The following is a 339-nucleotide window of genomic DNA, read 5'->3' on the forward strand; positions in this document are numbered from 1 at the left end:
TGGTTCTTCCAACCTGTCTGAGCGTTGCATCAACACCGGTTTGGGTATTGGTATCCCGCTGCTGTTCCTGATTCCGGTTGGTCTGGCTTCCCAGATGAACATTCCGGGTCTCTCGGAGTTTGTGGCTCCGATTAACAAGCAGATTCAGGATCTGAATACCCGTCTGCAGCAGCAGGCTGGTCTGTTCAACGGCCCGTTGGCTGACCAGGTCAATGGCATCAATGCTCAGCTCAAGCGCTTCGGTGCTGATTACCAGCAGGCTGCTGGTGCTGTGGCTCTGATTGCTGCTGGTGCTTTGGCTATCGGCCTGTTGGCTGATGCTTGTGCACCGGGTGCTGG

At 55.8% G+C, this 339-nt stretch carries 1 protein-coding gene; it reads left to right on the forward strand.

Annotated features, from left to right (window positions below; translation table 11 throughout):
- The coding region (locus tag HMPREF2806_RS07860; RefSeq protein ID WP_158010530.1) for a hypothetical protein at nucleotides 1–339 on the forward strand (339 nt) is incomplete at both ends.

It is taken from the genome of Corynebacterium sp. HMSC076G08, assembly GCF_001811515.1.
GTDB classification, from domain to species: domain Bacteria; phylum Actinomycetota; class Actinomycetes; order Mycobacteriales; family Mycobacteriaceae; genus Corynebacterium; species Corynebacterium hiratae.